Consider the following 24736-nt stretch of genomic DNA (forward strand, 5'->3'; position numbering starts at 1 on the left):
GATCAGTTCCCGTTGGGGAAAGCCCAGTCGGTGGGGCTGCGGGGGCCGCTACAGTCGAGTGACCACTACGGGGGCAGGGGTATCCATGGCGGGACTGACGACGGCCGGACTCCAGCGTGACGGGGTGCTGCGGGAACTGGCCGAGCTGTACGCCGACGCCGACCGGACCGAGATGCTGCTGCGGCGGCTGGGCGCGGACATGTCCCGGCTGCCGCCCGCGGGGACGCAGGCCCCGGCGAACCGCTGGTTCCGGATCTGTCTGACCATCGAGCACGGGGCGTTCCCGTTCACCCTGGAGGAGTTGCTGGCGGCGGCCCGGAGGGAGTTCCCGGGCAACGCGGTGCTGCGCGGGTCGTCCGGTGACGCGGCCCCGGAGGACGAGGTGACGGTGCTGTGCCTGCTCGCGGGTCCCGCGCGGGCGTCGCGGCTCCAGCTCCGCGAGGAGCACCGCACGATCCAGGAGGCCGCCCGCCGGGGCCGGGCCCGTGCGCTGCGCGTCGAGGTGTCGGCGGCGACCCGCCCCCGTGACGTGATCCCGGCGCTCACCGAACACCGGCCGGACGTCCTGCACTTCGGCGGCCACGGCTCCGCGCGGGGCGAGCTGCTCCTGGAGGCCGACGACGGCTCGGCCGCCCCGGTCTCCGCGAAGGCGCTGGCCGGGGTGCTGGAGGCGGTGGGCGGCGTCCGGGTCGTCGTCCTCAACGCCTGCCACCTGGGCCGCTACCTGGAGGCGATCGCCCCGTACACGGGCGAGGTCATCGGCTGCGCCGAGCGGCTGGAGGACGGTGACGCGCTGGCCTTCTGCCGGGACTACTACGCGGCCCTCTCCCTCGGCGAGTCCTGGGAGAGCGCCTTCAAGCAGGGCCGGGCGGGCGTGGGGCTGACCCGCCCCGGCCTGCCGGACCTCCGGCGCGAGGTGCGGGTGCGGGAGGGCGGCGCGGTATGACGGAGCAGCGGGGCCGCCCGGTCAGCGTCCATGTCCCGCGCGGTGTGGACGTGGCGGAACGGCGCCGGCGCAGCCAGGAGCGGGAGCGGGCCGAGGAGGCCCAGGAGGCCGCCGCGGGCGGGCCGAGTCCGGCGGCGTACGACTTCCTGCTGGGGCAGGCGGGCGGTCGGCGCGAGGCGACGGACGGGCCGGTGGCGGACGGCGAGCCGGGCGAGGAGGTCACCGTCGTCACCTCGCAGTTGCTGCGCCAGCTGGGCTCGGCGGGGACGACGTGTCCGGTCTGCCATCACTCCTTCCGGCTCGGCGAGCAGATCTCCATCGAGCGGGCGGAGAGCGGGCCCGGGGTCGTCCTCAAGCACCACAGCCGGCGGCTGGACTGTCTCCACGCCGGGGCGGACGCGGCCTCCTCGGCGGCGGCCGAGCTCTTCCACGCGGGTCTCGACGAGGCGAACCCGCCCCCCTCCGACCTGGGCACGGTGCGGCTGCGCCGCGGCCACGACCTGCTGCGGGTGCATCCGGGGCCGGGCGGCGGGGCGCCCTCGCGGCACCGGTGCTGGGTGTGCGGGCACACCTTCCGGCCGGACGAGGTGGTCATCCACTGCACCTGCTCGCCGGACGCGCCGAACTGCGCGAGCGCCGTGCACCGCGACCCGGACCACGGTCTGGTCTGCTACGACGACTGGAAGGCGCAGCATCCGGGCGTGCCCTGTCTGATGCTCAACGCGCTGCGGGACAGCCGGTGAGCGGGGACCGCTTCGCGCGGCACGCCCTGATCCCGGGCTGGGACCAGAAGCGGCTCGCCGGGGCGACGGTGGTCCTGGCGGGCGCCGGCGCGCTCGGCAACACGCTGGCGCAGACGCTGGCGCTCGCCGGGGTGGGCCGTCTCGTGGTGTGCGACCCGGACACGGTCGCCGTCAGCAACCTCAGCCGCTGCCCCCTGTTCCGCCCGGCGGACGTGGGGCGGCCCAAGGCGCGGGTGGTCGCCGAGGCGCTCTCCGCTCTCGCCCCGGGCACGGCCGTCGACGCCCGCGAGGCACCGCACGTCTCCGGCGCGGGTCTGGCCGAACTGCGCGACGCGGATCTGGTGGTGAGCGCGCTGGACAGCAGGGCGGCCCGGATCGCGCTGGCCGGGCGGTGCACGCTCGCCGGGACGGGGATGCTGGACGGCGGCACGCACGCGTGGGGCGGCGAGGTCGCCTGGTATCCGCCCGGGGGCCGCTGCTGGGCGTGCGGTCTGCTGCCGGCCGAACGGGCCGTGCAGGACGACCCGTGGTCGTGCGCGGCGCCCGACCCGGCCGCTGCGGCGGGCGCCTCGGCGCCGGTGTCCGCGCTGGTCGGCGCGTGGCTGGCGAACCTCGCCGTACGGCTGCTGCTCGGGCTGTCCGTGCCGGGCGAGCCGTTGCGGATCGACGCCGCGGGGCTCGCCGTACCGCTGTCCGGGGGGCCGTCGCGGGAGGTGCCCGAGGCGGAGTGTCCGCTGCACGAGCGGCTGCCCGCCGAGGTGCCGGTGCTGCCGCTGGACCGGGAGGCGACGGTGGCGCGGCTGCTGGACCACGTGGGCGTGCACGAAGAGCCGCTCACCTGGGCAGGCTTCAGCAGGCCGGTCGGGCGGCGGGCGCCGGTGCGCGCCGTCACCTCCCGGCTGCGGTCCGCGCCCGCCTCGGCGCGGCTGAGCGAGCTGGGGGTGGCGCCACGCGAAGTACTGCCGGTGGCCCGGCGGGACGGATCGGGCCTGCGGTACGTCGAGTTGGACGACGGAGCGAGCGACCCGCGCGACCCGCGAGGCGGACCGTCCGGGCGGCGGCGCGCGACAACGGAGGGTGTCCTGTGAGGGACGAGCTGTACAACGAGCTGGAGCGGGTGATCACCCCGCAGGAGGGCGAGATCATCCTGCGGTCGATCGGATTCCGCGAAGGGCGCCTGCCGTCCACGGAGTTGGCGGCCCGGTTCTACTGGTCCGAGGTGCGCCGGCTGATCGACGCGGGCGTGCTGGAGGACGGCGAGGCGCGGCTGGCCCGCGCGGTGCGCAACGAGTATCCGGGCAACCCCACCTTCCGGGACTCCGTCGAGGCGCTGGAGCCGGTCACCGAGCCGCCGCAGCCGGCGCGCGCGGAGCGCCACGGACCGGCGCCGCTGCCGTCGGGTCCCGCGCCCGCGCCGCAGCCGGCCGAGCCGCGGACGTATCCCACGCTGGTGTTCGTGTGCAGCACGCACCACGCCTCGTTCATCGAGGAGGTCCGGCGGCTGGACCCGCGTGCCGAGCTGTACTTCGTCAGTCAGGGCGAGGGCGCGCAGGTCGGGCAGATCGCGCTGTCCCTGACGTTCGAGCTGGCGCCGGAGCAGATCGACGACCTGCGCGGGCGGCTGGTGGCGGCGGGCGCGCCGCCGGACCTGGAGGTCCTCCAGGAGGTGTACGACCACCGCCCCTATCTGCTGGAGGCGTTGCGGGTCAACGGCCCCGACCAGCAGCCCTACGACCTGGCGGGCGTCCCGTCGATCACCCCGGTGCGGGACATCGCCGCGGCCGTCCTGGCGCACTACGAGGGCCGGATGGGGCGCCGTCCGCGGACCGTGGTCGACCACCAGCAGCCGGACGGGAGTTTCCGCCGGCTGGACCCGGCGCAGTCCCTGCACAACGAGGGCGTGCGCGAGGGCGAGACGCTCAACGTGTACCCCGAGGCGACCGCCGGGCACGTCCAGTTGAGGATGCAGGCGATCATCCGGGTCCGGGAGGAGATGCAGCGCTACGCGGACCAGCACGAGGACTTCGAGATCGTCGACACCGACGACCCGGAGTTCCCGACCGACTACGAGATCCGCTTCCGCGGCCCGGGGCTGAGGGTCCCGGACGGACAGGGCGTGAACAGCGCGCCGCGCCCCGAGGTGCAGGACAAGCACAATCTGCTGGTCCTGCTGGGCCCGGACTTCCCGTTGATCGCCCCGGCCGTGTTCTGGCTGAGCCCGATCTTCCACCCGAACATCAAGGGCCCGGACCCGCAGTACCCGGAGGCGGAGGGGGCGGTCTGCCTGGGCGCACTGGCGCACAACTGGCGTCCCACGCTGGACTTCGGGCAGCTGTGCCAGATGCTCGTGGACATGGCTGGGTATCGTTCCTACGAGATCACGGACTATTTCAACCCGATCGCGGCACATTGGGCGCGGACCGAGGAAGGTGCGGCCATGATCCAGGCCATCGGGGGCAAGCCGCCGGTGCCGGCCCCGCCTCCCGACGACGGCGCGCTGCGCGTGGGCGCCCTGCGGATAGCGCGTACGGACGGGGTGGCCGATGGCACTTGACGTCGAGCTCTACCAGGGCGAGTCGCGGCAACTGGTGCGCACCGAGCCGCTGATCGCCCTGCTGCGCCCGGCCTTCGCGGCGGAGACGGCCCCCTTCCGGGGGAACCCGCGTTTCGTACTGATGCTGCGCAACGACCCCGGCCCCGAGACGTACGACGGGGACCTCGAACTCACCAATCTCCGTGCCGACTTCGGGTACATCCATGTCGCGATCCATATGGAGGGACGCGTGGTCTACCAGAAGCCCTACTCCGTGAACTCGCTCGTCGGTCCGGTGCTCGCCCGGATGGCCCGCGAACTCGCCCCCGAGGAGCGCCGGTGGGCGTTCCGGATCGCGGGGCTGCCCTCGTCCGAGGACGGCGGCGACGGGGACTCCCCGCAGCGGCTGCCCCCGGTGGTGGACGGCACGGACGACATCGACGTCTCGCGCTCGGCCCGCCTGCCGTTCGGCATCCGCCCGGCGGCCGAACCGGAGATCCCGCTGCTGGACCTCGCGGAGTACGGGGTGACGCTCACCGACCCCGAGGTGCCCGTGGCGGTGCTGCTGGGCGCCGGGGTGCAGCGCCATCTGATGGACATGGAGCTGTCCACGGAGATCGAGGAGGGCGGCTTCCTGGTGGGCCGGGCCTTCCGGCGGGCGGACGATCCGGGGCGGCACGCGGTGATCGTCGACGAGGTGCTGCCCGCCGAGCACTCGGGGGCCTCGTTGATGCACTTCACGTTCACCGGGGACTCGTTCCGGGCGATGAGCGGTCTGCTCGGGGACCGTCAGCTCGTCGGCTGGTACCACACGCATCTGTTCCAGACGGAGCGCACGATCGGTCTGTCCCGCACCGACATCGATCTGCACCGGGACACCTTCCGGCGCCCCTGGCAGGTGGCCGCCCTGATCAACCTGACCTCACGGCGGCGGGTGCTGACCTGTTACGCCTCCTCCGACGACTGGATGGCCCCCTGCCCGATCCGGAACCTCGATGACGACGCTGACAGCCACCGTAGTGCGCATCCTTCACTGGGCCACAAGTGAACCCGCCCCGGGCGGCGCGGACCCGCCGCCCCCGACCACCCCGGCCGGGACCGCGAGCGGCGGCGCGGACCCCGTCGTCCTGCTGGAGCGGCTGGCCCGGGTCACCGCGGCCCGGCTGCACCTGTCGGACCCGCCGCTCGGCGACCCGGGTCCGGCGGGCCCGGAGCCGCTGCTGATCGCCGCCGCCCTGGCACTGCGGGACGATCCCGAGCGGGCGCTCCAGGCGGCGGGAGCGGTCGCCGGAACGGGCACGGTGCGCGATCTGCTGGCCCGGCACGCCCTGGTCGCGCGGGCGCTGGCGACGGCCCCGCTCGATCCCGGGCTGCGCACGGGGCTGCTGCGGGCCTCTCCGCTCACCGCGCTGTTCGACCGTCCGCCACCCGGGACCGAGGAGCGCTGCGGGCAGCTCTTCGACCGGCTCGTCGACCACGCCGAGGGCAGACGCACGGCCGTCGCGGCGCTCGCCGCACCGCCGCCGTCGCCCGAGGCCGCCCGCCACCGTGCGGCGCTGCTGCGCCGGTTCCGTTTCACCCCGGGGGAGAGAACAGTCGTGTACGAGGTGTACGAGACGGCGCTGCTGCGCCATCGCGACCGGTACCGCGAACACACCGACGACGTACGCCGGCTGGTGCGGGACAGTCCCGCCCGGCTGCTGGACGACGACGAGCGGGGGCGGTGGGCGCGGGCCACGCTCGACTGGTGGGAGCCGCTCGCGGTGCTGGCCCGGCGCCATCCGGAGGAACTGCGGAGCCGCGCACTGCTGCGCGACTACCGCACGGGCGTGGCACTGCACCGGTTCTACGGCCGGGTGCGGGAGTTCGAGGGGCTGCGCGAGGTGCTCGACCGATGAGCCGACCCCTGCGCCTGGCCGCCGCGGGCCACGGCGACCGGATGGACCTGCGGGGCGCGGCGGGCGACCGGCCGCTGCGCGAGGTGCTCGCCTCGTGCGAGGTGTGGCTGCTGGACGCGCTCGACGCCGAACTGCTCGACTGGCCCTGGTCGGAGTTCGGTCCGGAGATCTTCCTGCGGGCCGAACTCCCGCCGGGGACCGCGCTGTTCGCGCCGCCCGGTGTTCCCTCACTGGTCAAGGAGCCGCCTCCCCCGGCGCCTCCCCCGCCAGCGCACCCGCCCGGGGTGGAGGCCCCCGCCGACGGTGAACCGGTCGTCCATCCGGACCGGATCACCGACGCCGAGGCCGTCCGGCTCGCCTACTACCCGCACATCGAGCGGGTCGCGTCCCTGCTGCGCAGCCGGCTGCCCGTCCTGGTGATCAGCGAGAAGCTCATCGTCACCCATCTGTGGGAGGAGATGGTCACCCTCGCGGGCTGCCGGGCGATCCGCCTGGACGACGACTCCCAGGACGAGAACGGCGACCGGCGTTCCGACGATCCGGTCGCCGACATGTCGGGCGCGTCGATGAACCTGCGCCAGCGGCGGCTGGCCCGGCTCCGCACCCAGCTGGAGGAGCTGAAGGAGGGCGACGTCATCGTCCTCACCCATCTCGACCTGCTGGCGGGCAGCGCCGACCTGGGGCGGCACGCCGAGGCGCGGGAACTGGTCGAGCTGCTGTACGCCTTCCCCGACCAGCTCGTCCTCGCGTTCGCCGACCCGACGCTGCCGCTGCCCGACGTCCTCGCCGAACGCTTCAGCGCCCGGGTCACCCTCAGCGGTCTGCCGCCCAAGGTGCGCACCCCGGAGTCGGAGGAGACGCTGCTGGGCGCCGCGCTGGTCACCCGGGAGGAGGCCGACGCGTTCCAGGGGTTCAAGCCGAAGGAGTTCTACAAGCACGTCGCCGGCATGAACCCGGTACGGCTGCGGCAGGCCATGCGGTACGCCTTCGAGAAGCACCGCGACCAGCCCCAGCGGGCCACCCTCCAGGACCTGCGGGAGACCCTGCTGACCTTCAAGGCCCAGCAGTCCTCCCACTTCGAGGTCCCCAACGTCACCCTGGGCGACATCGGCGGCTACGACGAGGTCAAGGACGAGATCCGGCAGACCCTCGCCATCATCAGCGGCGCGCAGAGCCTGCCCGACGACATGGAGGAGGTCCGCTCCGAACTCGTCCCGCGCGGCATCATCTTCTACGGCCCGCCCGGCACCGGTAAGACCCTGTTCGCCAAGGCCATCGCCAACGGCATGAACGCCACCATCCAGGTGGTGTCCGGGCCCGAGGTCACCGACATGTACGTCGGCGAGAGCGAGCGCAAGGTCCGGGAGATCTTCGCGTCCGCGCGGCGCAGCGCCCCCTCGGTGATCGTCTTCGACGAGATCGACGCGATCACGATGGAGCGCAGCAGCCGCCCCGACGGGGGCAGCCGGGCCGGGAACAGCGTGGTCGCGCAGATCCTCACGGAGATGGACGGCTTCCGCCCGGAGGTGCCGATGCTGGTCATCGGCACCACGAACCGCATCGACATCATCGACAAGGCGCTGCTGCGGCCGAGCCGGTTCCGCTCCATCGCCATCTCCCTGCCCGACGTGACCGCGCGGCGGGCGATCCTGCGCCATCACGCGGGCCGCTACCACATCTCCCTGGACGACGAGGTGCTGGAGCTGATCGCGGACGCCACCAACGGCCGCAACGGCGACGAGCTGCGCTCCCTGATGCGGGACGCGTTCGTCGGCCGGCACATGCACGGCATCGAACCCGACGCGCGCCAACTGGGCTGGCTGGTGGGCCGCCTTCAGCAGGGGCGCCTGGAAATGATCTCGGAGCGCCGATGACGACCGCGACGCCCACCTGGAGCGCCGACGACCTGGGCGCCGTACGGCGTCTCAAAGCCCTCGGCCGCAGTGTCGAGCAGCATTTCGTGGGGCGGCGGCTCGCCCTGGACCTGCTGGAGGTCGCGGTCCTCGCCCATGAGCACGTGCTGCTGCTCGGCCCGCCGGGCACCGGGAAGACGGACCTGGTGAGCCGGTTCGCGGCGGGTCTCGGCGGGCGCCCGTTCGTGCGGCTGCTGACCCGGTTCACCGAACCGGCCGAGCTGTTCGGGCCGGTGGACGTGCCCGCGTTCCAGAGCGGCGACCAGTACCGCTTCCGCACCGAGGGGATGCTGCCGCGCGCGCAGGTGGCGTTCCTCGACGAGATCTTCCAGAGCGGCAGCCCGATCCTCAACACCCTGCTGACGGTGATGAACGAGCGGGTCTTCCACAACGGCCACGACGTGGAGACCGTGCCGCTCGTCACGCTCGTCGGCGCCGCCAACAGCCTGCCGCAGGACCCGTCGCTGCTGGCCTTCGCGGACCGGTTCATGCTGCGGCTGACGATCCCGCCGGTGGCGTCGAGCCGGCTGGACGAGCTGCTGGAGAAGGGGTCGGCGCTGTCCCGGAGCACGTCCGCCGCCGGGGAGGACCACGCGTGGATCGACGCGCCCGCCCTGGAGCGGCTCGGTCGTCAGCTCGCCCACGTCGAACTGGGCGGCGTGCTCCCGGAGTACGCCGACCTGATCCGCGAACTCCTCGGCCAGGGGGTGACGTTGTCCGACCGGCGGATCATCCGGGGGCTGCGGCTGGTCGCCGCCGCCGCGCTCCGCTCCGAGCAGGTGCGGGCGGCGACCGCCGACCTGTGGCCGCTGGAGCACTTCTGGTCGGACCCGGCGCACGCTCCGGTGGTACAGGAGGCGGTACGCCGTCGCACCGGAGGGCCGGGGGACGACCCCGACGAACCCGCCCGAACGGCAACGCGCCTGCTCGCGGAGGCGCGGATCGTCGCACGCCAGGTGGGGCCGGGTTCGCCGCCCGCGGCCGTCGAGCACACCCTGCGTCAACTCAACACACTGCGCCTTGAGTTGCGGCGTGCGGTTCCGGGCAACAGGGAGGGTGAGAGGGAGCTCACGAGTATCATCGACAGCACTCTGGCCTTGCTGGACCAGGGCTGACGCACACGTCCGGGCGCGAGCGCCCGGCCGCGGAATCAGGGGGAAACCAGCTCTATGTGCAATCCGCGCAGGGTCCGCGTCGAGGCCACCAGGGAAGTCGTCGAGGCGTGGGAACTGGCCCTGGAGCGCAGCGCTCGGGCCAGCGACTCCGTGGTCAGCGAACTGGAGGTGCGCCATCCCTTCGGCGGCACCCTCGGGCAGGCCACCCGTCAGATCTTCGAACGCACGCTCGGCACCGCCGACGGCTGGCACGCCGAGAACGGCGGCCATGTGCTGCCCCTGCCCGACGGACGGGTCCGCTACGACCCGGGAACCGGTGAACTCGTCGTCACCGCCCGGCTGGAGGACCAGGTCACCGTCGAGGGCCACGCCGCCGAGACGCTGCGCGGCACGGTCCGCGAAGAGGCGACCGGCAGCGGTGTGGGCCGCTACTACGCCGACGGGTTCGCGGGCCGCACCCGTGAGGTCGCCGAGCGGGAGGCGCGGGCGGTCGCCGAGGCCGACGCCGTGGACCGGGCGCGGCAGCTCACGGACCGGCTGCGGGAACAGGCGGGACGCGAGCAGTCGTCGGCCGCCGCCGCCGCCGAGGAACGGCTGCGGCGGGCCGCCGACGACGACGCGCGGGCCCGGCTCGCCGAGGAGCGCGAGCGGGTCAGGGCGGACCTGGACGGCCGCAACCGCGAACGCATCGCCCGGCTGGGCGAGGACGGACTGCGTGCCGTCAACGGCGTGCTGGCCACGGCCTACCAGCGGGCCCTGCTGGAGTTCGCCCGGCAGCACGGTGCCACCGGCATCCGGCAGGAGGAGTCCGACGGCGGCATCGACATCGAGTTCGAGATCGACTTCGGCGGGACGGAGAACTGACCGATGCGGGTGCGGGTGCGGTTCCGGTTCAACACGGACACCGGAGAGGTCGAGGTGTTCCAGGTCGACGACATCGGCGAGGGCTCCGGGCCCCGGCACGACGCGGAGCACGACCGGATCAGCGCCGAGCTGGGCGCGGTCCTGGCGCGCAGACCGGACGTCGAGGAGGTCACGCCGCTGGAGGAGCCGCCGCGCCTGCGGCACGATCCGGCACCGCAGACCCCGTCGTCCGGCCCGTCCGGCCAGGAGGAGGACGCCGAGGCCGCCGAGCCGGGTGAGCAGGAGACGGCGTGAACCGCCGCACCCGGCTGCTGCTGAAGGCCGCGCGCTGCTACTCCGAGGCCCAGGCGCACACCGAGGCCGCCCGCTGCTACGACCTGCTGGGCTGGCAGTGGTCGGCGGCGGACGCCTACCAGCGCGCCGGGGAGCTGGAGCACGCGGCGCGCACCTACCGGCAGGCCGGCCACCCCGAGCAGGCCGCCCGCTGCTACCGGCTGCTGGGGCGCCCCGAGCTCGCCGCCCGCTGCTGGCAGGAGCGGGGCCGCAGGCTGGAGGCGGCCTGGGAGCTGCTGCTCGCCGGTGACATCCCCTCGGCGCGGGGCCTGCTGGCCGTCGCGAGCCGCGACCCGGGCAGCGGCGTCGGCAAGGGACCCCAGATGCTGCGGCTGCAGCTGGCCCGCGCCCTCGCCGACCGGCTCGGCGGCGGCCCGGCGGGTCCGCTGCTCGACCTGTTCCCGCGCGTCGAGGCCCGCCTGCCCACGCTGGCCGCCCGCACCGAACGCCGTCTCACCCTGGACTGGGGCGTCGAGGCCGCCGACCGGGTCGAGCGCTACGACTGGGGCGCCCGGCTGTTCCGGGCGGCGTACGACGGTCAGGGCGGCGGCGATGTGCTGAACCGGTGGCGTGAGTGGGCCACCGACCGCCTCGGCTCGGCGGCCTGGCTGCCGTCGGGACCGCCGGTGGAGTCCGCCCCCGACGGGGTGGGAGGGCCATGAGCGTGGACCGCCCCGAGAACCCGCTGCGCCGCCTCCTCAACCGGATCACCTCGGAGAACGAGGGCACCGCGACGGCCGCCCCGCAGGCCCCGTTCGTGGCCCGCCCGGCGCCGCGCGGTGCTCCCCCGCCCGCCGCCGCTCCGGTGCCGGCCGCTCCCCCGTCCCCGCCGGCGCCGACGCACTCGGCGGCCCGCCCGCCCCGGCAGACGGGCGCCTCCCACGACCACGGCGTCCGCTTCACGGTGCGCCCGGCCCGCAAGCCCGACGAGGAGGAGCGGCCGGCTCCGCTGCCGCCCGTCCCGTACACCGCGCCGCCGGTCGTGGAGTGGCGGGTCGCCGCCCGGTTCACGGTGGCGCACCGGGTGCTCGGCGCGATCGAGGCGCTGCACCGGTCGGGCGCGGGCGAGTGGAGCTGCCACGCGGAACCCGGTGACGCGGCGGTGTGGCTGCTGAGCGACATCGGCGCGGCGGTCGGCGCCGAACTGCTGGCCCTGCACGGCGGCGAGCCCCGCCCGGTCCTGCCGCACGGCGTGCTCGGCGGGGAACCCGCCCAGGTGACCGAGGTGCTGTCCTGGCCCCGTCTCACCGTCGTCGACCTGGTCTCCCGGCTCCCGTTGTCCCCGCCCGACGGGACCGGGCTGCGCACCCTCATGGTCCTGACGGTGCCTCAACTCCAGTCGTCCGTGGCCCGGCAGGCGCTCGCCTTCGGCGTGGAGGTCGAGACGCTCGTGGTGCGCGTGCGCCGTCTGGACGACGATCACGGCACCGACGTCGACACGACCCTGCTGCGGCTGACCGCGCCCGAGACGGTCCCGCCCGCCCTGACCGTGGCCCTCGCCGCGCTCCCCCGCACGGCGGTCTGCCGACCGGTGGCGGCCTGCGAACGGCTCCTGCTCGACGTACGGCTGTGTCCTCCCGTGGCCGACGAGCTGCTCCACTCCCCTGTGCCCGAGGGGGAGTTGTGGCTGGTCGGGGACCGGGAGGAGTGGCCGCCGCTGCGCCTGGACCCGCTCGGGGCGGCGGCGCCGCTGTCCGCCGAACTGGCGGGCGTGGCCCGCGAACCGGACCCGGCGAACTGGCGTCTGCCCGACGAGGCGAGGATGCCGTCGGTCGAGGTACGGGTCGTCGCGGACCCCGTCGCGGACCCCGCGATCGACGCGGTCCTGCTGACCGACGACGAACTTCCCCTGCTGAGGCGCTACTTGCCGGGCCGCCCGCTCGGCGAGACGGGGTTCCTGCTGCCGGGTCCCGGCCACCATCTGCTCCTGGAACCGGTCGGGTTGGCCCGGGACCTGCCGTTCGGGGTGCCGTTGCGGCGCATCGGTCCCGGCAGCCTGTTCCTGGAGTCGGGGCACGCCCTCGCCCCGCCCCTGCCGCCCGCCGCCCGCGCCCGGCTCTTCGCCCTCGACGGCCTCTCCGCGGTGGTCTGCTGGCACGGCGGACGGCACCGCTTCACGCTCGACCCGATGGTGCCGCTGTGGACGCTGTGGGCGCCGCCGGAGCCGGTCGAGGTGTCGGCGGGGCTCTCCGCCGCCGGCCGTGAACTCCTCGACGCGCTCTCCGCGCTGGCCGGCACCGACCGGCCCCCGCCCACCCCGGACGCCCCCTCCCCGCACGACCCCGGCGAGGCCCTGGAGCGCGCCACCCGCCTGCGGGCCCTCGGCGACCGCGAAGGCGCGGCGGAGGCGTTCCGCACGGCGGGCGACCTGCTGGAAGCGGCCCGCCTCTTCGAACGGGCGGCACTGGAGGGGGCGGAGGAGGAGTGACGGCGGGCAGCGCGGGGCGGGAGCGAGCGGTCGTGAGGACGAGCAGCGCCGCGCGGGGCGGAGCGGGAGCGAGCAGCGCCACGCGAGGCGACGCGGGAGCGGGAACAGGCGGCGCCACGCCAAGCGGAACAGCAGTGACACCCGACCCGGTACCCCGGCGCCCTCCCTCCCCCGGCGCCCCTTCCCCGCGGACGGCGACCGGGCTGTGCGAACCGACTCCACCGGAGAGGGCGGAGGCCGAGTGACCGCCGACACCGGCATCGCGGCTCCCTCCCTCCCGCGCCGGCTTCTCGCGCTGACCGGCGCGGAGCCGGGCGCGGGGCTCTCCCGGGACGGCACCGCGTTCCTCCAGCTCGCGGAGGCCGCCTTGACCTGCCGTGACGACACCGGCCGGGTGCTGTGGTCGACGCCCGGCGAGGGGCCGCCGCAGGACGTGGCGTGGGGCCCGGACGGCGGCGAGGTGTTCGTCCTGCGGGACGGCCGCGTGGAGGTGTACGACGGTGACAGCGGCGTCCGGGCCGACGACGGCTTCCCGGCGCCGACCGGCGCGCACACCCTCGCGGTGTCGCCGGACGGGCTGTGGGTGGCCTGCGTCGGCGACTGGGTGCAGCTCCACCACCGCGGCACCCTCACCTCGGCCACGCTGCCGATGCTGCCGGACCCGGTGGTCGCACCGGCCTGGGACCCGCAGGGCCGTCAGCTGTGTCTGGCCACACCCACCGCGCTCCAGCTGTGGAACGTCTCCCCGGTCCGCATGGACTTCGCGCCCTGCACCAGCCGCACCGGCATCACCGCCGTCGCCTGGTCCCCGGACCGGGACGCGCTCGCCTTCGCCGACACCTCCGGCCTCCACCTGGTCGACCGGGCGATGGGCCGCCCCCTGGCGGACGCGCCACTGCCGGGTGCCGTGGTCGGGCTGGGATTCAGCCGCACCGGACGGTTCCTGGTGGCCGCCACCGACCAGGAGACGCTGCTCGTCCTGGACCGGACCCTGGAACCGGTGGCGCATCTGCCCGCGCGGGTGACGTCGGCGCGCGGCCTGAGCGTCTCGCCGACCGGCCGCCTGCTGTTCACCGGCCGGACCGGCCCGGAGCTGTGGGAGCTGCCGGACGCGGCGCCGTACCCGGCCGGGCGGCGGGTCGGTGTGCTGCTGCGCAGTTGGGCCGCGGCGATGTGCCGGTCCGTGGGCCGCGCCCTGCCGTCGCTGCGGGACCGGGCGCCCCGGATCGCCGGCCCGGCCCTGCTGCACGACGGCGGCGACGGACTGTGGGCCCCGTCCGGCGCCTGGTCGCGCGAGGGCCGGTACGTCCTGGAGACCGAACCGGGCACCCTCGCGGCCCGCGTCCCCGGCGGGACGGGCACCGAGTGGTCGGCGGGCGCGGCCACCGGCCCGGGCGGCGCCCACGACCTGGAACTCTGCGCCGGAGCCGGGCTGCTCGCCTGCGCCTCCCGCGAGGGGCGCACCGGGCTGAGCGTGCTCGACGCCGACACCGGCGAGACCCGGTCCGTGCTCGCCGGCGGGCAGGCCCCCGCCTGGTGTCCGGCCCCCGCCGAGGGCACCGCCGTGCTCGCGGTCCCCGAGCCGGGCCCCGGCCCGACCCACCTGTACGTCCACACGCTCGACCCGCGCGGCACCCCCCTCCGCAAGCACCGCAGCCTGTACCTGGCCGAGGGGGTCGGGCGCCCCGACTGGTCGCCGGACGGGGCGATGCTCGCGGCCGGCACCCGGGGAGGGGTGCAGCTGTGGGACATGGCACGGCAGGTGCGGGCCGGGCGTCTGGAGCTGCCGTCCGGCGGGTTCACCGCCCGGGTCGCCTGGTCCCCGGACGGCAGCCGCCTCGCCGCCGCGCCCCTCGCCGGGCAGGGGCCGCTGACGGTGTGGTCGACGCTCACCTGGCGGCTGCAACGGGAGTTCGGCACCCCCGGCGGGCCCGGCTGGGCACCGGCGCTGGCCTGGTCCCCGGACGGCTCGCTGCTCGCCGCGCCGGGCCCCGGCCCGGGCACCACCCAGGTCGAGGTGTGGGACGTGACCCGGGGCACCGTCGCGATGACCCTGGAACCCGACGGGCCGGTGCCCGGCCATGTGTGGTCCGTGCGCTGGTCCTTCGACGGACGGCGACTGGCGACGACGTACAGCGGCGGACGCACCCTCCTGTGGGACGTCCTCACCTCCGGCGAGGCCACCGAACCGGGCCCGCCGCTGCCCGAATCCCCCGAGTACCTGGCCGAGTTGGGCACGATGGCCGCCGCGGTCGACGCGGCCGTGCCGCTGGACGCGCTCGCGGACCTCTCCGCGCTGCTGCGGCCCGACGCCCGCCCCGGCCGCCGCCTCGTCCACGGCGGCCGGGCCGCCCGGGCCCTGCGGGACCTCGGCTGGCCGCGCTCCGCGCATCCGGCGCTGACCGCGGTCGTCGCGTCCCGGCTGCCGCCCGACCCCCGGTACGCGCCGCCGCCCGGCGTGCCCCTCCAGGAGCTGCGGACGACCCTGGAGTGGGGGCTCGGAGGCAGTGGCGAACAGCCGGAGAAGCCGTCCGTCCCGGCGGACGCGCTGGACGCCGCCCTGAACCGCGTGCAAGGCGAACTCCTGCCCCTGCTGGCCCTGTTGGGGCCGGACGCGGTCTGCCAGGATCCGGCGCTGCCGCTGCGCCTCGCGGACACCCCGTGGGCCTCGGCCGCGCAGGCCGCCGCCCGGCTGCCGGACCTGCCCTCCCGGCTGCCCGTGCCACTGGGCGACGACGTCCAGGGCCCCGCCACCGCGGGCGCCCCCGCGGGCTGGGCCCGCCACGGCCCGCCGGACCGGCTCGTCCCCGGCCAACTGGCGCTCCCCCCGGACCTGTTGAACGCCCTGTGGGCCCAGGACGCCCTGCTGTACCGGACCCGGCGCGGCCGTCTGCCGTGGACCGAGCGGGACGCCGTCCTCGTCCTGGACACGGGGGCCGCCGCCCAGGGCCAGGTGGGCAGTTGTCTGCGGCTGTGCGCGCACCTCCTCGCGACGGCGCTCCTGGAGGCCGGCCGCGCGCTGGCCCTGGTACGGCTGGACGGCCGCGATACGCCGGCCCGGCTGACGTCACCGGCGGACCTGCGGCGGCTGTGGACGCCGGTGATGCCCGAACCCGCCGACCCGGCACGGGCGGCGGCGCTGGCCCGGGAGGCGGCACGGAACCTGACCGCCGTCGACTCCGGCGCGCCCCGCACCCTGCTGCTCACCCATGTCCACGAACCGCCCCTGCCGCTGCCGGACGCGCTGACCCTTCGCGTGCACTACCCGCACCGGCCGGTGCCGACGACGGGCCCGGACTCCTGGGTGCTGGCCCCGGAACCGACCGCCGAGGAGCTGCGGCGCGTGCTGACGCAGCTCCTTGAACGGCTGTGAGGTCGAGGGGAGGCGGGAGCCGGGGAACCCGAGGAACCCGGGGAACCCGGAGAACCCGGAGAACCCGGGGAGAGAATCCCGACTGACAGATCACCGACTCCGTGCCTATGATGCCGCCGATGACTCACTCCTCCTGTTCCGGATGGGGGGAATCTCTCGCGACCGGTGAGTGCTGATGGCATCTCACTTCGCGAAGAGCATTCCGACCCGCCTCTCCCTGTGGCAGCGCGTGCGCGAGTACGCCGTGCCACCGTCCATGATCGAGACCGCGACCGCCCGGCGTGCGGTCGGTGACTGGGCCGGGGCCTGTGCCGCCGCCCGTGTCGACGTCGATCTCGATCTGCGCGCCGTGCGTGAACGCCACGGCACCGAACTGTTCTGCCGCCTCAAGGCCGATCTGCGCCGGCTGGCGCCTGATCTGCTGCGCTGGCACATGCCCCGGATCGCCCCCGACGGGCGGCTGCGGCCCGGCCTCACCATCTCCCTCGCGCGCTACGGTAGTTCGCTGAACCTCGTGGTGCGGACACCGCCGGCCTGGGCGGACGCCGGGCAGCGGATGTCGCTGGCCCTGTGGGACGCGTCCGGCCAAGGCGCCCCGAGGCATCACCCGCACCCGCACCCCGACCGGCGCTTCCGGCTCGACCTGCACCGGCATCTGTGGGACGCCGGGCGGAGCGGGGACCTGGCGGGGCGCTGTGGCGGCGACGAGACCCCGTGGGCCCGGCAACGCTGGGCCGCCGAGGCCGAGTTGCTGCTGCGGGCCGAGGGGAAGGCGCCGCGCGGGGCGTTCACCGTGCGCTTGGGCGCGCGGCGCCACGCGGTGCTGGAACTCACCGCGCCCGACGACAGCCACGCCCCGGTGTGCCGGCCGCTGCGGGAGACGCTGCCCGCCCAGCGGATCGCGGAACTGCCGGTGCTGCCGGAGGCGGCGGCCCGGACGCTGCCCGATCTGGAGCTGCTGCGGGCCGGGTTGCTGGCGCGCGAACGGCTGCATCCGCTCGTCGCCGCCGCGCTCCCGGGGTACGGCACACCGCCCGAACCCCTCGATGACACTCCTGGTGATCCGCACCGGGTGGAGTGCCGGGGCGAGGTGCACCGGATCGCGCTGCGGGACGGTGTGCTGACCGCGGTCGACCATGACGCGGTCCAACTGCGCCGCGAGGAACTGCTGGTGGCGTTCGGCGGTCCTCCGCTGCCCTGCCTGCGGGCGATCGACGCGGCGCACCGCACCCCGGAGGCGCTCCCGGCCGTCCGGGAGCGGCTCGCCCACGGTGATGTGACGGGGGCGCTGGCCGCGGTCGAGGGACTGCTCGGTCCCGCGGCGGTGCTGCGGGACGGGCCGCTGCGGGAGGAGCTGGAGGCGGCCGTGGCCGGTCGGATCGACCACGGTCTGTTCCGCTCCGGACTCGTCGCCGAACACCCCGGCGCCGGCGACGCCCTCGACCCGGACCGCACGACGCCCGGCGTCCGGCCCCGCCTCGACCGCGGGACCCCCGTGCCGATGCGCCGCAAGCGGGAGCTGCGAGGCCGGCACCGCACCGGCCAGTTCCGCTGACGCGCCGCACTCCCCCTCCTTCTTCCCTCTCCTACCTCCCAAGGTGATGCCCATGATCTCCAGCGCGCTCATGCCCGAATCGACGACCGACACCGTCACGGACACGCAACTCGCCGTAGCGGACGGTCTCTTGACCCTGCTGCGGACGACAACCACCGAGCCCCGCCCCGACGAACAGCTCGAAGCGCTCACCCTGGCCGTGGCCGCCGATCTGCCCGTGCTGCTGTGGGGCGAGCCGGGCATCGGCAAGACGGCGGCACTGACCCAGCTCGCCGCCTCGCTCGGTCTGCCGCTCACGACCGTGATCGCCTCCGTCCATGAACCGTCCGACTTCTCCGGACTGCCGATCGTCGGCGACGACCCGGCGACCCAGGGCGTGCCGATGGCACCGCCGCAGTGGGCCGTGGACCTCGTACGGGCCGGGCGGGGCCTGCTCTTCCTCGACGAACTGTCCACCGCCACCCCGGCGGTGCAGGCCGCGCTGCTGCGGGTCGTGCTGGAACGGCGGGTCGGCGCGCTGCGACTGCCGCCGGGCGTACGGATCGTGGCCGCCGCCAACCCGCGTGCCTCGGCGGCGGACGGGTGGGAGCTGAGCCCGCCGCTGGCCAACCGGTTCGTGCACCTGCACTGGGTGCACGACCGTGAGGTGGTGGTGCGCGGCCTCGGCGGGGTCTGGCCCCGCGCCGAGCTGCCCCGCCTCGCACCCGAACGGCTCGCGGACGCGGTGGCGTTCGCCCGGCGCGTGGTGTGCGGCTTCCTGGACGCGCGGCCCACGCTGATCCACCGGCTGCCCAGCACCGAGACCCGGCGCGGTGGGGCCTGGCCCTCGCCCCGCAGCTGGGAGGCGGCGCTGACGCTGCTGGCCTTCGGTACGGCGGCGTCCGTGTCCCGGGAGGTGCTGGCGCTCCTGGTGCGCGGTGCCGTGGGGGACGGTCCGGGCCTCGAACTCCTCGCCCACCTGGACCGGTTGGACCTTCCGGACCCGGAGGCGCTGCTGGCCGACCCGCCGCTCGCCGAGCTGCCTCAGCGGGGCGATCTGCGGCAGGCCGCGCTGGAGGGGGTGGTGGCCGCCATCGGGGCACGGCCGAGCGCCGAACGCTGGGAGGCGGCCTGGGCCGTGCTGGTCCGGGCGCTGGAGACGGGCTCCCCCGATCTGCTGGTGGGTCCGGCGAAGGCGCTGGCCGGGCTGCGGCGCGACGCGTGGGAGGTGCCGGCGTCGGTGGAGCGCCTGGCCGGGATCATCGGCCTCGCCGAACGCGCGGACCGCTCGGTGGCGGGCGCCACGGCCGGCCCGGGACAGAAGGTGACGCGATGACGAGCGCCGACGGCCCGCGCACGGAGCACCCCACGAGCGGCGCCGAAGCCCTCCCGGGTGACACCGCGGACGGCGCCCTCCCAGGTGGCTCCGCAAACGGCGCCCTCCCCGGTGGTCCCGCGGACAGCGCCCTCCCAGGTAGCACCACAAACGGCACCCTCCCAGGCGGTCCCGCGGACAGCGCGCGGCCCCGGGCCCGCCGGCCGCCCCGCCCCGTGCCGCACCCCATGTCCCCGCCCCCGGCGCCCCGCCCGGTGCGGGTCACGGTGCGCCGGCCGCCGCCGCCCGGCCACACGGGGCCGCCCGGTCCGCCCGGACTGCCGCTGGACCGGGAGAAGTTGCTGGCGGCGCGGCTGCACGCGGTGAAGGTCCGCCCGTATCTCGCGACCGCGCTCTTCGCCCTGCACGTGGTCGAGGACCCCTCGGTGCCGACCATGGGGGTGGACGCGCACTGGCGCTGCTACGTCTCCCCCGCCTTCGTGGCCCGGATGTCCGTGGAGGATCTGGCGGGCGTGTGGGTGCACGAGGTGTCCCATCTGCTGCGCGACCATCACGGGCGCGGCGAGCGGTACGCCCGGGAGAACGAGGAGTTCGGGCCCGGCGAGGCGCGGCGGCGGAACATCGCCGCCGACTTCGAGATCAACGACGACATCTACGGCGACGGTCTGCCCCGGCCCGCCGGGGCGATCCTGCCGTCGCTGCTCGGGCTGCCCGAAGGGCAGCTGATGGAGGAGTACCTGCGGGCGTCGTCGATGTCCGGGCTCGCCGCGAGCCTGGCCTGGCTGGACTGCGGCAGCGGAGCCGACGGCCAGGTCCGGCCGTGGGAGCTGGGGCCCGACGGGGCGCAGGGGCTGACCCGGCAGCAGCGGGACGCGGTCCGGTTCCGGGTCGCCGAGGCGATCAAGGCGCGGCCGGGCAGCACTCCGAAGGCGTGGCAGCGGTGGGCGGAGGAGGCGTTCCATCCGCCGCAGCCGTGGCGGCGCCTGCTGGGGGCGGCGATCCGGTCGGCGGCGGGTGCGCCGGGGACGGGCGAGAACCACAGCTACCGGCGCCCGTCCCGCCGCTCGGCCGCCCTGCCGGGGGTGGTGCTGCCGAGTCTGCGCCGTACGCCGCCCCATGTCTGCGTGGTGATCGACACGTCGGCGTCGGTGAGCGACGCCGAACTGGGCGGTGCGCTGCTGGAGGTGGCGGCGATCACCCGTGCGGTGGGCGGGCGGCGGGACCTCGTGTCCGTGATCTCCTGCGACGCGGCGGCCGGGGTCGCCGTGCCGCTGTGCCGGGCCGAGCACATCGAACTCCTCGGCGGGGGCGGGACGGACCTGCGCTCGGGTTTCGCGCGGGCCCAGGCGTCGCGGCCCCGCCCGGACGTGATCGTCGCCCTGACGGACGGCCAGACGCCGTGGCCGTCGGCGCAGCCCCCGAGCCGGGTCGTCGTCGGCCTCTTCCCGCGTCCGGCCCGTGCCGTGGACGAGCAGGACCCGGACTACGTCCCGGAGGCGCCGCCGTCGTGGGCGCGGGTCGTCGAGATCGGGTGAGGGTCCGGCGGGCGGGCCTCAGCCGCAGAGCATCTGCTCCACCTCGTCGGGTCCCATCCTCTCCAGGAGGGCTTCCAGCAGGTCGGGCCGGAAGGCGTCGCCGAGCACCTGGACGCCCTTCTCGTCCCAGCTGATGCGCAGCCGTACGAGCCCTCCCTCGGGGTGGTCGTCGTACTCGGACGCGTCGATGAGATCGGGCAGGTCCTCCACGAACCGGTACTCGGCACTCACGTCGGGCTCCTCACGTCGGTTGCTCGGATCCACTGGCTCGCGGCGACTCGCTCGCCTCTTCTCGGCTCGCACGGGCTCGGCTCGCATCGGCATCCTCCGGCCGGGGCCCCGCGCACGGGTCCCCGGGGGCGTCGCCGTCCCACACCCCGGCGATCCGTTCCCCGCATGCCGGGCAACTTCCGCCCCGCAGACGGCTCTCCGCCCGACCCCATACCCCCCGGGTCACCACTTCGACCCCGCAGCCGGGGCAGTGCGTGGCCCGTCCGGTGGCGCCCAGTGCCCGTTCGACGTAGATGTGCCGGAGCCCGGCGGCGCGGCCGACGCGGGCGGCGGACGCGAGGCGTTCGGGGGCGGTGGGACGGTGGTCGCCCATCCGGTAGGTGGGGGTGAAGCGCAGCAGGTGCCAGGGGGTGTCGGCGCCCAGGGAGGCCACGAACCCGGCGATGGAGGCGAGTTGGCGGTCGTCCGAGCTGGTGCCGGGGATGACGGGCGTGCTGATCTCGACCCACACGCCCGCGTCCCGGAAGAGCCGGGCCGCCTCCAGCACCGGGGCCAGGGACGCCCCGGTGAGCCGCCGGTGTTCACTCTCCCCGGCCGCCTTGACGTCGATGTTGACGGCGGCGAGGACGGGCGCGACGCGTTCGACGGCCTCCGGCGTGAGGAAGCCGTTGCTCTTCCAGACCAGCGGGACGCCCAACGGGCCCGCCCGGGCGCCGAGTTCGAGGGTGAGTTCGGCGGCGAGGGAGGGTTCGGAGTACGACAGGGCGAGGCCCGCGCCCCGCTCGGCCGCGGACCCGACCAGCTTCCCGACATCGACGGTGTGCGCGGTGACCCGGGCGTCGGGGTCCCTGCCGTACTGCGAGACACGGTGATTGACGCAGTAGTCGCAGCGGAAGGAGCAGCCGGGCGGGGCCAGGGTCAGCAGCGGCAGGCCGGGGCGGAAGTGGTAGAAGGGTTTGCGCTCCACGGAGGACCAGTGCTCGACGGTCGTGGACCAGGTCGCGGTCAGCACCCGGTCGCCGTCGCGTCGCCGCACCTCGCAGGCGCCGGTGTCGCCGTCGCGCAGGCGGCAGCGGAACGGGCAGAGCGTGCACTGGAGTCCGCCGTCGACGGCCCGGTAGAAGTCCGCGGGCACCCATGCGACCACCGCGTCACCCCCACCCCGTGGTCACCCTGATGTCCACCGTACTCGGTTCCCGGCCGCCGCAGGGCGCGGACATAATGCTCGGGTGACCGATGCCTCCCCCCTCCCCAGCGGCGCGCTCCCCCTCCACAAGCCGGTCGTCGTCATCGGCGCCGGACCGGCCGGTCTCACGGTCGGGAACATCCTGCGGGCCGCGTCCGTGGACTGTGTCGTCCTGGAGACCGAGAGCCGCGCTTTCATCGAACAGCGGCCCCGGGCCGGGGTGTTGGAGGAGTGGGCGGTCCGCGGCCTCGAACGGCGGGGACTCGCGGTGAACCTCCTGGCGCGGGCCCAGCGGCACAGCGAGTGCGAGTTCCGGTTCGGCGGAGAACGGTACCGCTTCGGGTACACCGGCCTGACGGATCGTCATCACTGGGTGTATCCGCAGCCGTTGCTGGTGACGGACCTGGTGCGGGAGTACGCCGACGTGCGCGGCGGGGACATCCGGTTCGGGGTGCGGGACGTACGGCTGCACGACCTGGACGGCGACCGCCCCACCGTCGAGTACACCGACCCGGACACCGGTGAACACCGGCTGATCCCCTGTGACTTCGTGGTGGGCGCCGACGGGGCGCGAGGTGTGACGCGTACGCTCCTCACGCCTGACCGGGCGCACATATCGCGGCACGACTACGCCATAGGCTGGTTGGCCCTGCTCGCCGAGGCGCCGCCCTCGAACGACTGCGTGGTCTTCGGCATCCACCCGGACGGCTTCGCCGGGCACATGGCCCGCAGCCCCGAGGTGACCCGCTACTACCTGGAGTGCCCGCCCGGCGACGACCCCGCCGACTGGCCGGACGACCGGGTCTGGTCGGAGCTCAGAAAGCGTCTGGGGGCGAACGGCGCGCCGCCGCTCACCGAGGGCCCCCTCATCGAGAAGCGTGTCCTGGACATGCACAACTACGTGGTGGAGCCGATGCGGTTCGGCCGCCTCCTCCTCGCCGGGGACGCCGCGCACCTGACCGCGCCGATCGCCGCGAAGGGCATGAACCTGGCCCTGCACGACGCGTTCCTGCTCGGCGACGCGCTCGTCTCCCGCCTCACCCGGGGCGACGGCACGGGTCTCGCCGGCTATTCGGCGGCCTGTCTCGGCCGGGTCTGGGACTACCAGGAGTTCTCCCAGTGGCTCTCGGACGTCTACCACGGCACCTCGTCCGGCGACCCCTACCTCGCCGGGACCACGCAGGCCCGCCTGCGCCGCATCTTCGCCTCCCCGGCGGCGGGGCTGGCCTTCGCGGAGCAGTACCTGGGCAAGGACCCGGACCCGCAGGAGTACTGAGCGGCGCGCTCAGTCGTGCTCCGGCCGGTCGCCGAGCCGGTGGTCCGCCACGTTCAGCGCCTCGTCGACCAGGCGGCGCAGATGCCCGTCGCGCAGGGAGTAGATCACCCTGCGCCCCTCCTTGCGGGTGCCGACGAGTCCCGCGAGCCGCAGCCGGGCCAGATGCTGGCTGACGGCCGGACGGGCCGCCCCGCACGTCTCGGTGAGGGTGGTGACGTCGGCCTCCCCTCCCGCGAGGGCGTGCAGCAGCGTGAGCCGGGTGCGGTCGCCGAGGAGGGCGAGGAGTTCGGCGGCGAGGGCGAACTGTTCGTCGCCGGGGGTACGCGGGTGCGCATGATGCGCAGGTGACAGGTGCATGCGTGCGCTCATACGCACATAATGGCCCCGTGAGGCGGGTACGTCCACCACACCGCGCCGGAAGGGGATCGACGTGAGCCACCAGCACCACCACGGACACCACCACCCGCAGGACCACCACGAGCACCCCCACACCCATCAGCGCCCGCGCGCGCTCCGGCACCGTCTCGCGCATCTCCTCACGCCCCACTCCCACGACACCGCCGACAAGCTGGACGCGGCCCTGGAGTCCTCGGCGCGTGGCATGCGGGCCCTGTGGGTGTCGCTGGCGGTGCTCGGGGTGACGGCGGTCGCGCAGGCGGTGGTCGTCGCGGTGTCGGGTTCGGTGGCGCTGCTGGGCGACACCGCGCACAACGCGGCCGACGCGCTGACGGCCGTACCGCTGGGCATCGCGTTCGTGCTCGGGCGGCGGGCCGCGACCCGGCGTTTCACCTACGGGTACGGGCGGGCCGAGGACCTGGCCGGTATCGCCATCGTGCTGACGATCGCGGCGTCGGCGGCGTTCGCCGGGTGGACGGCGTTCGAACGGCTCCTCGATCCGCGCCCCGTGCAGCACGTCCCCGCGGTGGCGGTGGCCGCGCTCGTCGGGTTCGCGGGCAACGAGTGGGTGGCCCGGTACCGGATCAGGGTGGGCCGGGACATCGGCTCGGCCGCGCTGGTCGCCGACGGGTTGCACGCCCGCACGGACGGTTTCACGTCCCTGGCGGTGCTGGTCGGCGCGGGCGGCTCGGCGCTGGGCTGGCAGGCGGCCGACCCCCTCGTGGGGCTGGCGATCACCGCGGCGATCCTGCTGGTGCTGCGGGACGCCGCGCGGGAGGTGTTCCGGCGGGTGATGGACGCGGTCGACCCGGCCCTCGTCGACCGGGCCGAGCACGCCCTGCGGGACGTCGAAGGGGTGCGCGGGGTGGGCGAGTTGCGGCTGCGCTGGATCGGGCACCGGCTGCGCGCCGAGGTCGCGGTGGTCGTGGACGGCGACGCGACCGTACGGCAGGCCCACGCGATCGCCGTCGACGCGGAACACGCGCTGCTGCACGCCGTACCGCGGCTGACGGCCGCCCTGGTGCACGCCGATCCGGCGCCGCTGCCCGGCGAGGACGATCCGCACCACGCGCTCGCCCATCACACGGCGGCCTGA

Annotated in this window: 21 protein-coding genes; 18 read left to right on the forward strand and 3 right to left on the reverse strand. The window is 75.2% G+C overall.

The features are described from left to right. Positions 1 to 85 precede the first annotated feature (85 nt). From ACIPSE_RS42420 to ACIPSE_RS42495, 16 genes are all read left to right on the forward strand, one after another. Positions 86 to 946 (forward strand): effector-associated domain EAD1-containing protein, encoded by an 861-nt coding sequence (locus ACIPSE_RS42420; RefSeq protein ID WP_401674332.1) that lies wholly within the window; start codon positions 86 to 88, stop codon positions 944 to 946. Continuing rightward, a complete protein-coding gene (locus ACIPSE_RS42425) occupies positions 943 to 1689 on the forward strand; it encodes a hypothetical protein (protein WP_401674334.1) in 747 nt (248 codons plus the stop codon). Before ACIPSE_RS42420 ends, ACIPSE_RS42425 begins: the two co-directional genes overlap by 4 nt. Continuing rightward, entirely contained in the window at positions 1686 to 2777 is a 1092-nt protein-coding gene (locus ACIPSE_RS42430) for a HesA/MoeB/ThiF family protein (RefSeq protein ID WP_401674336.1), read from the forward strand. The genes ACIPSE_RS42425 and ACIPSE_RS42430 overlap by 4 nt, the downstream gene beginning before the upstream one ends. Next, a complete protein-coding gene (locus tag ACIPSE_RS42435; RefSeq protein ID WP_401674338.1) occupies positions 2774 to 4243 on the forward strand; it encodes an effector-associated domain EAD1-containing protein in 1470 nt (489 codons plus the stop codon). Before ACIPSE_RS42430 ends, ACIPSE_RS42435 begins: the two co-directional genes overlap by 4 nt. Next, complete coding sequence (locus ACIPSE_RS42440) at positions 4233 to 5270, forward strand: JAB N-terminal domain-containing protein (RefSeq protein ID WP_401674339.1); 1038 nt, start codon at positions 4233 to 4235, stop codon at positions 5268 to 5270. Before ACIPSE_RS42435 ends, ACIPSE_RS42440 begins: the two co-directional genes overlap by 11 nt. After that, positions 5218 to 6120 (forward strand): hypothetical protein, encoded by a 903-nt coding sequence (locus ACIPSE_RS42445; protein ID WP_401674342.1) that lies wholly within the window; start codon positions 5218 to 5220, stop codon positions 6118 to 6120. Before ACIPSE_RS42440 ends, ACIPSE_RS42445 begins: the two co-directional genes overlap by 53 nt. After that, a complete protein-coding gene (locus ACIPSE_RS42450; RefSeq protein WP_401674344.1) occupies positions 6117 to 7994 on the forward strand; it encodes an ATP-binding protein in 1878 nt (625 codons plus the stop codon). Before ACIPSE_RS42445 ends, ACIPSE_RS42450 begins: the two co-directional genes overlap by 4 nt. Next, positions 7991 to 9148 (forward strand): AAA family ATPase, encoded by a 1158-nt coding sequence (locus ACIPSE_RS42455; protein ID WP_401674346.1) that lies wholly within the window; start codon positions 7991 to 7993, stop codon positions 9146 to 9148. The genes ACIPSE_RS42450 and ACIPSE_RS42455 overlap by 4 nt, the downstream gene beginning before the upstream one ends. Positions 9149 to 9202: 54 nt before the next feature. After that, complete coding sequence (locus ACIPSE_RS42460; protein WP_401674348.1) at positions 9203 to 10012, forward strand: hypothetical protein; 810 nt, start codon at positions 9203 to 9205, stop codon at positions 10010 to 10012. Between the two features lie 3 nt (positions 10013 to 10015). Continuing rightward, complete coding sequence (locus tag ACIPSE_RS42465) at positions 10016 to 10306, forward strand: hypothetical protein (RefSeq protein WP_401674351.1); 291 nt, start codon at positions 10016 to 10018, stop codon at positions 10304 to 10306. After that, a complete protein-coding gene (locus ACIPSE_RS42470) occupies positions 10303 to 11007 on the forward strand; it encodes a hypothetical protein (protein ID WP_401674353.1) in 705 nt (234 codons plus the stop codon). The genes ACIPSE_RS42465 and ACIPSE_RS42470 overlap by 4 nt, the downstream gene beginning before the upstream one ends. Continuing rightward, positions 11004 to 12773: a hypothetical protein gene (locus ACIPSE_RS42475; RefSeq protein ID WP_401674356.1), complete on the forward strand. Its 1770-nt coding sequence runs from the start codon at positions 11004 to 11006 to the stop codon at positions 12771 to 12773. Before ACIPSE_RS42470 ends, ACIPSE_RS42475 begins: the two co-directional genes overlap by 4 nt. 241 nt (positions 12774 to 13014) lie before the next feature. Then, positions 13015 to 16146, forward strand: a complete 3132-nt coding sequence (locus ACIPSE_RS42480) for a hypothetical protein (RefSeq protein WP_401674358.1) — start codon at positions 13015 to 13017, stop codon at positions 16144 to 16146. Positions 16147 to 16321: 175 nt separating this feature from the next. Next, positions 16322 to 17701, forward strand: a complete 1380-nt coding sequence (locus ACIPSE_RS42485; RefSeq protein ID WP_401674361.1) for a hypothetical protein — start codon at positions 16322 to 16324, stop codon at positions 17699 to 17701. 52 nt (positions 17702 to 17753) lie between these two features. Continuing rightward, positions 17754 to 19016, forward strand: coding sequence for an AAA family ATPase (locus ACIPSE_RS42490; RefSeq protein WP_401674363.1), 1263 nt, complete (start codon positions 17754 to 17756; stop codon positions 19014 to 19016). A gap of 227 nt (positions 19017 to 19243) precedes the next feature. After that, complete coding sequence (locus ACIPSE_RS42495) at positions 19244 to 20551, forward strand: VWA-like domain-containing protein (RefSeq protein ID WP_401674366.1); 1308 nt, start codon at positions 19244 to 19246, stop codon at positions 20549 to 20551. Positions 20552 to 20569: 18 nt separating this feature from the next. On the opposite strand, the gene ACIPSE_RS42500 is transcribed toward ACIPSE_RS42495, so the two are convergent. Continuing rightward, positions 20570 to 20782, reverse strand: coding sequence for a radical SAM-modified peptide, FtsH ternary system-associated (locus ACIPSE_RS42500; RefSeq protein ID WP_401674368.1), 213 nt, complete (start codon positions 20780 to 20782; stop codon positions 20570 to 20572). Positions 20783 to 20792: 10 nt separating this feature from the next. Continuing rightward, a complete protein-coding gene (locus ACIPSE_RS42505) occupies positions 20793 to 21929 on the reverse strand; it encodes a radical SAM protein (protein WP_401674371.1) in 1137 nt (378 codons plus the stop codon). A gap of 82 nt (positions 21930 to 22011) precedes the next feature. On the opposite strand from ACIPSE_RS42505, the gene ACIPSE_RS42510 reads away from it, so the two are divergent. Next, the gene (locus ACIPSE_RS42510) at positions 22012 to 23244 is read left to right on the forward strand and encodes a 4-hydroxybenzoate 3-monooxygenase (protein ID WP_401674374.1); all 1233 of its coding nucleotides are present in this window, start codon (positions 22012 to 22014) and stop codon (positions 23242 to 23244) included. Positions 23245 to 23253: 9 nt separating this feature from the next. On the opposite strand, the gene ACIPSE_RS42515 is transcribed toward ACIPSE_RS42510, so the two are convergent. Then, positions 23254 to 23613, reverse strand: coding sequence for an ArsR/SmtB family transcription factor (locus tag ACIPSE_RS42515; RefSeq protein WP_401674376.1), 360 nt, complete (start codon positions 23611 to 23613; stop codon positions 23254 to 23256). A 61-nt stretch (positions 23614 to 23674) separates the two neighbouring features. On the opposite strand from ACIPSE_RS42515, the gene ACIPSE_RS42520 reads away from it, so the two are divergent. Continuing rightward, the gene (locus tag ACIPSE_RS42520) at positions 23675 to 24736 is read left to right on the forward strand and encodes a cation diffusion facilitator family transporter (protein ID WP_401674379.1); all 1062 of its coding nucleotides are present in this window, start codon (positions 23675 to 23677) and stop codon (positions 24734 to 24736) included.

Source organism: Streptomyces sp. NPDC090106, assembly GCF_044747265.1.
GTDB lineage: Bacteria > Actinomycetota > Actinomycetes > Streptomycetales > Streptomycetaceae > Streptomyces.

Bases quoted from the DNA above. Each gene is read 5' to 3' on its own strand.
- ACIPSE_RS42420 (WP_401674332.1), top strand. From the start codon at position 86: ATGGCGGGACTGACGACGGCCGGACTCCAGCGTGACGGGGTGCTGCGG.
- ACIPSE_RS42425 (WP_401674334.1), top strand. From the start codon at position 943: ATGACGGAGCAGCGGGGCCGCCCGGTCAGCGTCCATGTCCCGCGCGGT.
- ACIPSE_RS42440 (WP_401674339.1), top strand. From the start codon at position 4,233: ATGGCACTTGACGTCGAGCTCTACCAGGGCGAGTCGCGGCAACTGGTG.
- ACIPSE_RS42445 (WP_401674342.1), top strand. From the start codon at position 5,218: ATGACGACGCTGACAGCCACCGTAGTGCGCATCCTTCACTGGGCCACA.
- ACIPSE_RS42450 (WP_401674344.1), top strand. From the start codon at position 6,117: ATGAGCCGACCCCTGCGCCTGGCCGCCGCGGGCCACGGCGACCGGATG.
- ACIPSE_RS42455 (WP_401674346.1), top strand. From the start codon at position 7,991: ATGACGACCGCGACGCCCACCTGGAGCGCCGACGACCTGGGCGCCGTA.
- ACIPSE_RS42460 (WP_401674348.1), top strand. From the start codon at position 9,203: ATGTGCAATCCGCGCAGGGTCCGCGTCGAGGCCACCAGGGAAGTCGTC.
- ACIPSE_RS42465 (WP_401674351.1), top strand. From the start codon at position 10,016: ATGCGGGTGCGGGTGCGGTTCCGGTTCAACACGGACACCGGAGAGGTC.
- ACIPSE_RS42475 (WP_401674356.1), top strand. From the start codon at position 11,004: ATGAGCGTGGACCGCCCCGAGAACCCGCTGCGCCGCCTCCTCAACCGG.
- ACIPSE_RS42485 (WP_401674361.1), top strand. From the start codon at position 16,322: ATGGCATCTCACTTCGCGAAGAGCATTCCGACCCGCCTCTCCCTGTGG.
- ACIPSE_RS42490 (WP_401674363.1), top strand. From the start codon at position 17,754: ATGATCTCCAGCGCGCTCATGCCCGAATCGACGACCGACACCGTCACG.
- ACIPSE_RS42495 (WP_401674366.1), top strand. From the start codon at position 19,244: ATGTCCCCGCCCCCGGCGCCCCGCCCGGTGCGGGTCACGGTGCGCCGG.
- ACIPSE_RS42515 (WP_401674376.1), bottom strand. From the start codon at position 23,613: ATGAGCGCACGCATGCACCTGTCACCTGCGCATCATGCGCACCCGCGT.